The 7,707-nt window shown below is 60.0% G+C and carries 7 protein-coding genes; all 7 read right to left on the reverse strand.

Annotation, left to right across the window (positions count from 1 at the left end; translation table 11 throughout):
• Window positions 1–16 precede the first annotated feature (16 nt).
• Window positions 17–1,009, reverse strand: coding sequence for a molybdopterin-binding protein (locus B5X82_RS25695; protein WP_007682023.1), 993 nt, complete (start codon window positions 1,007–1,009; stop codon window positions 17–19).
• Window positions 1,006–1,947, reverse strand: a complete 942-nt coding sequence (locus B5X82_RS25700; RefSeq protein WP_007682022.1) for an XdhC family protein — start codon at window positions 1,945–1,947, stop codon at window positions 1,006–1,008. Before B5X82_RS25700 ends, B5X82_RS25695 begins: the two co-directional genes overlap by 4 nt.
• Window positions 1,948–2,117: 170 nt before the next feature.
• Window positions 2,118–4,652, reverse strand: coding sequence for a TonB-dependent receptor (locus B5X82_RS25705; RefSeq protein ID WP_079651164.1), 2,535 nt, complete (start codon window positions 4,650–4,652; stop codon window positions 2,118–2,120).
• A gap of 117 nt (window positions 4,653–4,769) precedes the next feature.
• Window positions 4,770–5,009: a lipoyl domain-containing protein gene (locus B5X82_RS25710; protein ID WP_007682525.1), complete on the reverse strand. Its 240-nt coding sequence runs from the start codon at window positions 5,007–5,009 to the stop codon at window positions 4,770–4,772.
• Entirely contained in the window at window positions 5,006–5,989 is a 984-nt protein-coding gene (locus B5X82_RS25715) for an alpha-ketoacid dehydrogenase subunit beta (RefSeq protein ID WP_020818090.1), read from the reverse strand. Before B5X82_RS25715 ends, B5X82_RS25710 begins: the two co-directional genes overlap by 4 nt.
• Window positions 5,982–6,953 carry a thiamine pyrophosphate-dependent dehydrogenase E1 component subunit alpha gene (locus B5X82_RS25720; RefSeq protein WP_021244803.1) on the reverse strand — a complete coding sequence of 324 codons (972 nt, stop codon included), beginning with the start codon at window positions 6,951–6,953 and terminating at the stop codon, window positions 5,982–5,984. Before B5X82_RS25720 ends, B5X82_RS25715 begins: the two co-directional genes overlap by 8 nt.
• The coding region (locus B5X82_RS25725; protein WP_139385177.1) for an AMP-binding protein at window positions 6,950–7,707 on the reverse strand (758 nt) is incomplete at its 5' end. The genes B5X82_RS25720 and B5X82_RS25725, both read right to left, overlap by 4 nt.

Raw genomic sequence — 7,707 nt, forward strand, 5'->3', positions numbered from 1 at the left:
TGTTGTTTTTCTACAGCTAGAGGGCGCGCGCATCGAGTCGTCCGCCTCCATCCCCGAGCAGACCGCCGACTCCCATGCCGGCGATCACATCGCTATCCACGCCGAACCCAGCGAAGAGCCGCTCCAATATCAGATCAACTCCATTACGCAGGGGGCTACGTGCACAACCCGGCAACCCAATGACAGCCCGCCTGCGCAACCAACCGAGGCACAGGAGATTGCCGGGATCGACCGGCATTCCCACCCGCTCCACGCGCCCGCCCGCTTGTCGAATGGCCGCGGGGACCACATCTTCGCGGTCGGCCGTCGCCGATGCCGCCATGATCAGCACAAGATCCGCCTCCGAAGAGTCCGCGAGCAAATTGGTTAGAGCCGCTTCATCATGATCGCAGATCCACACATGATTCAAATGTCCGCCAAGCCTCTCGACTCGCTGCCTTATAACGGTTTCGGTCTTGGCGAGAAGCTTGAGGCTTACGCTGCCTAGACTGGTTTGCACGAGATTGACCGAGAGGGGCCCGAATGCAGCTATACGGACCTTGCAACCATCCGCGACTTGCCCCGCTGAGACAAGTTCGGCTCGGGGCACCGCATAGGGAATTATCTTGACGGTGCCTACCACGTCGCCCGCGCGCACCGGCGTCATCGGCGCGACGGCGGCGAATGTGATCGCCTCCGTTGCCCGATTGAGCTTGCCTATGCCGTCGGGTGCATAAACGAGAAGGCCGTTCGTCTCGGCGATCAGATCAGCCCGCCCATGGACGGGAGGTTCGGCGCGGACATGATCTCCGGCCAGCCTCTGCGCAATCGCCATCGCGACATCATTTTCACCAATATCGTCCGTATCGAGCCGAGCAACGGTGAGCGCTTCCAATCCCGCATGCCGGACCGCCGCCAGATCATCGCAATCGAGCACGCGCCCTTTTGGCAAGCGGCGTCCCGGAATCGAGAGGCTATGGGCCAGGATCGCACCCTCGGCCTCTTCCAGCGATACCCGTCCAAACCTCACTTCGAGCTCCGCAAGACTGTCGTCATCTCGGCCAGGATGGAAACGGCGATCTCGGCTGGTCCCGCCGCACCGATTGGGAGCCCTGCCGGCCCATGGATGCGGGCGAGCTCCTTATCCGTGAAGCCGGCGGCGCCGAGCCGCTCGAGCCGGGCAGCATGTGTTTTTCGTGATCCCAATGCGCCGATATAGAAGGCCGGCGAGTTCAGAGCGCGCGCCAGCGCCGGATCATCAAGCTTTGGATCATGCGTCAAACTGACTACCGCGGAGCCGCCGTCCGGGCGCCAACGATCAAGCGCTTCGTCGGGCCAATTCTCGTCTACAGGTTGATCAAATCGGGCAGCCGCCGCGAACATGCCGCGCGGATCGATAACGGTTGTCTCATAGCCCGCAAGGCGCGCCATCGGGACGAGCAGCTGGGCGATATGAACCGCCCCCACGATCGCGAGACGACGGCGCGGAGGATAGAGATTGAAGAACCATTCCTTCAGAGGGGCCGCATTCTCGCGGGTCGCACCGCTTGTCAGATCCGTCGCCAGACCCAGCGGCAAACCCTGCGCCCGTGCATCAACGATACGCTCGATCAGCGCAGGCGGAAAATGTGCCCCATCGACGGTCTGTAACAGGATGGAGATTCGGCCGCCGCAAGCAAGTCCCACCTCCCAGGCCTGCGCGTCAGCCACGCCATAATCCAGGCGACGAAAGCCGCCCCCTGCCGCAATCAATTCGAGAGCCTGAACGATGACGTCGCCTTCGACACAACCGCCGCTGACGGAGCCTTCGAAAATTCCGTCGTCGCGGATCACCAGATGGGATCCCGCCCGCCGAGGCGCCGACCCCCAGGTCTCGATCACTGTGGCAAGCGCGACATGACGGCCCGCCGCAAGCCATAGCGCCGCGGCATCTATCACGACATCCAGGTCATCCGCTGCCTCAGCCATGATCCCATTCTGATCCAAAAAATGCTGAACTTAAAGGATTACGGCCGGAGCGTCCGAAAAATCGGATGCTCCGGCCGTATCCATTCAATGCACCACCGGCTTCATGCCGGCAGAGGAGGGGAGATCCCAGGCCAATCTCGACAGACCAACCCAAGATCCTCCGATCAGCTTTAGAAACGGAAGCTGGTCTTTACTCCGTAGGTGCGTGGCATGGCCGCATACCGAACCGCCGTATCGTACAGGAACGCTACGTTGTTCCAGTAATATTCGTTGGTCAGATTCTTCACCCAGAACTGGACCTGCCATGCATTGTCCGCATCCTGAAGTGCAATGCGAGCATCAACGGTGGTAAACGGCTTGATGTAGGTTACCGCCTTCGTCACCGCATCATGACCGATCGCAGCCTGCGTGCTGCTGTTATAGGTCAGGCTGGCACCCAAATTCACTGCCAGGCTGGCGCCAAGCGGAACGGTATAGTCGGCGTTTGCACTCGCATTCCATTTCGGAGCGAATGGCACCCGGTCGCCGGCAAAGTCAGTAAATACCCCGTCGGAATTCAGACCGGAGTATTTTTTGATCTTCGCGTCGACATAGGTCACCGCGCCACTGAGGTTGAGGCCATCGACCGGCCGCCATACGATGGCCAGCTCACCGCCCTTGACGGTGGACTTAGGCACGTTGTCGAGTGCGAACACGGTGCCGAAAGGCGGCTGATCGAAGAAGCCCCTCAGCTGCTTGTTGCGGTAGTCATAGTAGAAGCCAGCACCGGTGAGCAGCACCGAGCGGTCGAACAGCTCCTGCTTGAAACCCGCTTCGTAGGCAATGACCGATTCCTGAACGACCGGACGATATTGACTGACAGTCGCCGCCCCAATCGTTGGGAAGCTGCCTGCCTTATAGCCCTTGGTCACGTTCGCGTAAAATAGCGAACCAGCCACCGGCTTGAAGTCGACGCCAACCTTCCAGGACAGATTATCCTCATTGAGGTTGGTATCGCCGAGGATGCTCTCAAAGGCATCCGGCCGTTGCCCATTCTCTACACCGATAAGTGGATTGCCGTTGGCATCCGTCAGCGGGTCGATCGCACTGGTGCAGTCACCCGGCTGCAGGGGGGTCGATGCTCCCAGGCCCACCAGGGATCTGGCGAACGTGTGGAGAATGTCGAACAGCCTGCGCTGGGCGTCGTCGCCATGTATCGGGTCGAAATTATTATCAAAGGTACAGCCGACGAAATGGCGCTTGCTGTTCGTATAGCGAAGGCCACCCTTCACCGTGATGGTGTCTGTCACATCGAAATCGACGTTTCCAAAGAACGCATAATTTTCGATCGTCTGCCGGCTGAAATCCGATGCTCTGGAAAATGGCACCGGCAGCAAAGTGCTCGTCCCGTCTATCTGAGAGAAATTCGAGACGATGCTATCTCCATAGGAAGCCTTGCTTAGCTCATAGACTTTGCTGTGCTGATAATTAGCACCGACGGTGACCCGCATGCGCGATGCGGCGTCGTTCGACAGGCGCAATTCCTGGTTGAAGTCACGAATATATCCGTCGTTGGCGACATAATCATAGTCTTGCACCGCAGTGCCGTCATCCGCCGCCCGGCTATTACGCTTATAGTCCGAATAAGAAGTGATCGAGGTCAGGGTCAGATTATCGGTCACGTCATAGTCGGTACGCAGCGCGGCATTATACATTCTGTCGTCACGGAAAGGTTCAGCATCCGCGGACCAATCGGCGGCGCGCGCCTTGCGCGGCGCATATGGCGTCACCAATGTACCCGTTTCGAAATTATAAAGCTGAGGGCTCAAAAATTGCTCCTGCCCCGCCGTGGCAGGACGCAGGAAGATGTACTGCCCGATCTGCGGCTCGCTGCCGTCATGCCAACCACTCAGGCTGGCCATGAAACTGAGTCTATCGGTGGGCTTCCAGTCTAGAGTGATACGGCCAGCGAATTCCCGCCGCTTCCCGAACTCGTCACCTGGACGAGAGAAGTAATTTTTCTGCCACGATCCCGCATAAGTGCTGCGGCCAGCGAGCCGTATATTGAGCGTGTCGGTCACAGGTCCACTGATGAAAGCTTCGCCTTCAACCGTGCTAAATCGTCCATAGCCAAGGCTGAACCCGCTCGTCAGAGTGTCGGTCGGCTTGTTGGCGATGTAGTTGATCGCGCCGCCGGTGGAATTCTGGCCGAACAGAATGCCCTGCGGACCTTTCAGTACCTCAACACGCTCCATGTCCAAACCGACCCCGATGCCGGGCAGCGCGGAGAAGCTGAGAGGCGCCTGGTCGACATAAACGCTAACCGCAGGCGATGCCGCCAGAGCGGTATCGAAATAGCCGACGCCACGCAGCGTGAACACCGGGGTGCCGAATGCCGACCGCGCATAGGTCAGACCCGGGACGGCCTTGGTCAAATCCTGGACGCTGCTGATACCCTGCTTGACGAGCTGATCGCCACTGACCGCCGCAATCGTGAGGCCGACCTTGTTGATCGATTCAGCGCGCTTGCTGGCGGTGACGATGATCTCGCCGGCACCCAGACTTTCACTCTGCGGCGCTTCGGCGGCTGCGGATTGGGCAGCAGGCTGCTCCGCCGGAGCCTCGCTCTGGGCGAATGCGGGCGAACAGAAGCAAAGAAGCGCGACGCCCGATGCGTATAAGTTAATGCCGTGCCGTTTCGTTGTGCTTTCTGGTCTGACAATCATAACCATCCCTCCCTAGATATGACCGAAGTATCGTTTCGCGCTCTTAAACATTTTTTCTTCGGTCGCGTTGAAAAACTATCCGTGTCTCCTGCCCACTTCACTCCGGTGTCAGGACAATTATTTCGTTTCTATTCGGCAGACTGCCGCTCCAACAGCAGCATCATCACCTTCAGAAACCAATATTTCAATGAGAGTTCCATCGCACGGGGCTTCCACCTCGGACGTCACCTTTTCGGTTTCCACCTCATAAAGGATGTCACCGAGAGCAAAGTCTGCGCCCAGCTGTACGTGCCAGCGAGCGATCGTGCCTTCTTCCATGTTCATGCCAAACATCGGCAACTTAAGCGACATCTTCATGCAACGTCTCCATCGCGTACAGCCGCGCGGATCGCAGCCTCAACCATAGCCTCATCAGGGATCACCGCATTTTCGAGATGGGGCGCGAACGGGATCGCCACATCCTGCACGGTGTCCCGGCGCACGGGACCACGCAACGAAGCAAAACCCTGTTCGGCGACGATAGCGGCAATTTCACTTGCGGCGCTGCATGTAGCACGCGCCTCATCGAGGATTACTAGGCGCCCGGTCTTGCGAACCGAGGCCAGGATCAGCTCCTTATCGAGCGGGAAGAGCGTCATCGGATCGACAACTTCGACCTCGATCCCCTCTTCGGACAATGTCGCCGCTGCGCGCATTGCATGACGCACCATCACACCGATCGCGACCACCGTGACATCGCGACCCTCGCGCTTCACCGATCCCTTGCCGAGCGGCACGACATGATCGCCATCGGGCACTTCTCCTTGCTCGCCGCCGCGGCGGGTGGGCAGCAGGAAGAGGACCGGATTATCCTCACGGATGCTGGCCTTCATCAAACCCTTGGCGTCGGCTGGCGTGCTGGGGATCACGACCTTGATGCCGCCAAGGTTCATAACGCCTGGATAGGGTGCATCGGAATGCTGGGCGCCAGATGAGCGGCCGGCACCTGTAGATGCCAGGTAAACGAGCGGCAGCTTGAGCTGGCCCGCCGTCATATAGCGAAGCTTGGCGGCCTGGTTCGCGATGGAGTCAAAGCCGGTATAAAGGAAGTTGCCATACATCATGTGGCAGATCGGGCGATAGCCGGCCGCTGCCATCCCAACCGCCATACCGGTCATGACAACCTCGGAGATTGGCGTGTTGATCACCCGCTTGCCCCCGAACTTGTCGAAGAGGCCGCGTGTATCGCCGAACAAGCCGATCCTGACATCCTCGCCATAGAGGATCACACGATCGTCGCGCTCCATTTCTTCATGAAGCGCTTCGTTGACAGCATGGATGAGGCGCCGCTTAGCCATTGGCGAACATATCCTCAAAAGCACGGGAGACAGGGGGAAGAGGATCATTCAAAGCATCGGTGATGGCGCTTTCGGTAACGCCCTCGACCCTGGCCCGGATAGCGGCCACGTCCTTTTCCAGATCCTCGGAGACGAGAAATTCTTCCAGCCGGCTAATCGGATCGCGCTGCTTCCAGCTCTCGACTTCTTCCTGGGTGCGATAAGGCGCTGCAAGGAAGCTTTCTTCGGATTCGACATGAGTCCGCCAGCGATAGGTACGAGCCTCGATGAGCGTGGCCCCTTCGCCTGAGCGCGCCCGCGCAACCGCCTCGCCAACGACCCGCCATACGGCGTGGACGTCATTGCCGTCGACCAGCGCGCCGGGCATGCCAAACGGTTCGGCGCGGCGCCAGATATCGCCAGCGTTCACCGTCTCATAAGGGGAGAATTGAGAAAATCCGTTATTCTCGCAGACCAGCAACAGTGGAAGCTTCCACAGGGCGGCGATGTTCAGCGCCTCGGAAATGACGCCCTGGCTGGACGCACCGTCACCGAAAAACACCACGGCAACCCGGCCCTCGCCGTCAAGCTGCGCGCCGAGTGCCGCACCGACCGCGAGCCCTACGCCACCGCCGACAATGCCGTTGGCGCCCAATATGCCCTTCGAGACGTCGGCAACATGCATCGAGCCGCCCTTGCCGTGGCAAATGCCGGTCTCTTTGCCCATGAGCTCCGCCGCCATAGCGCGCGGATCTCCGCCCTTCGCCAGGAAGTGACCGTGCCCGCGATGAGTGCTGGCAACCCAGTCGCTGTCGTCAAGATGTGCGCAGACGCCGGTGGCCACCGCTTCCTGGCCAATATAAAGATGCACATTGCCAGGAAGTTCGCCGGCTTTCCCGAGGTCACCAAGCCGCTCCTCCATCCTGCGGATAAGCAGCATGCGCTCAAAAAGCTGTAATGACCGTTGAAGGTCCGGACCATTCATAAGGACGCCTCCGTGGGCTGAGCCTGCGCAACCAGGCGATCACGCAGGATATTCTTCTGGACTTTGCCCGAAGCCGTGCGCGGAAACGCGTCGACCATCTCCACGCGCTCCGGCCATTTCTGTCGCGCTAGCCCTTGCTCCCCGAGGAAGCTGCCAATGTCGGCGACGGAAACGGGCGCATCCGCAATCACATAGGCGCAGACCCCTTCACCCAGCCTTTCATGCGGCATCGCCACCACTGCGACGTCGGTGATTGCAGGATAGCGATGCAGCGCATCTTCGATTTCCTGAGGGCTGATATTCTCGCCCCCGCGCACGATAACATCCTTTTTACGGCCGCTCACCGCCAGGAAATCGCCAAATTCGATCCGTCCGAGATCACCCGTGCGGAAGAAGCCGTCCTGATCGAACGCATCGTCCGTCAGCGCTTGATCGGTATAGCCCAGCATCACCTCCGGGCCGCGAACAAGGATCTCTCCTTCCGCCCCCTCGCCCAGCAACGCTCCCGTCGCTTCGTCGATGATCCGCACTTCATTGTTGACGATGCGCCCGTCCGTGGTCGCGCCAAGCTCAAGCTCTTCGACGCCCCGGACACCCAGCGTGACCGTTGGCGCCTCGCTGCTTCCGAAGGCGCGCGATATGGCGCACCCCGGGATCGCCTGCGCCGCCCGGCGCACAAGTTCCGGCGCAACCGGCGCCCCGCCGGGGCGCCGGTTGCGCCGGAACTTGTGCGCCGGGCGGCGCAGGCGATCCC

It is taken from the genome of Rhizorhabdus histidinilytica (assembly GCF_900167915.1).
GTDB lineage: Bacteria > Pseudomonadota > Alphaproteobacteria > Sphingomonadales > Sphingomonadaceae > Rhizorhabdus > Rhizorhabdus histidinilytica.

Bases quoted from the DNA above. Each gene is read 5' to 3' on its own strand.
- B5X82_RS25700 (WP_007682022.1), bottom strand. From the start codon at position 1,947: ATGGCTGAGGCAGCGGATGACCTGGATGTCGTGATAGATGCCGCGGCG.
- B5X82_RS25705 (WP_079651164.1), bottom strand. From the start codon at position 4,652: ATGATTGTCAGACCAGAAAGCACAACGAAACGGCACGGCATTAACTTA.
- B5X82_RS25710 (WP_007682525.1), bottom strand. From the start codon at position 5,009: ATGAAGATGTCGCTTAAGTTGCCGATGTTTGGCATGAACATGGAAGAA.
- B5X82_RS25715 (WP_020818090.1), bottom strand. From the start codon at position 5,989: ATGGCTAAGCGGCGCCTCATCCATGCTGTCAACGAAGCGCTTCATGAA.
- B5X82_RS25720 (WP_021244803.1), bottom strand. From the start codon at position 6,953: ATGAATGGTCCGGACCTTCAACGGTCATTACAGCTTTTTGAGCGCATG.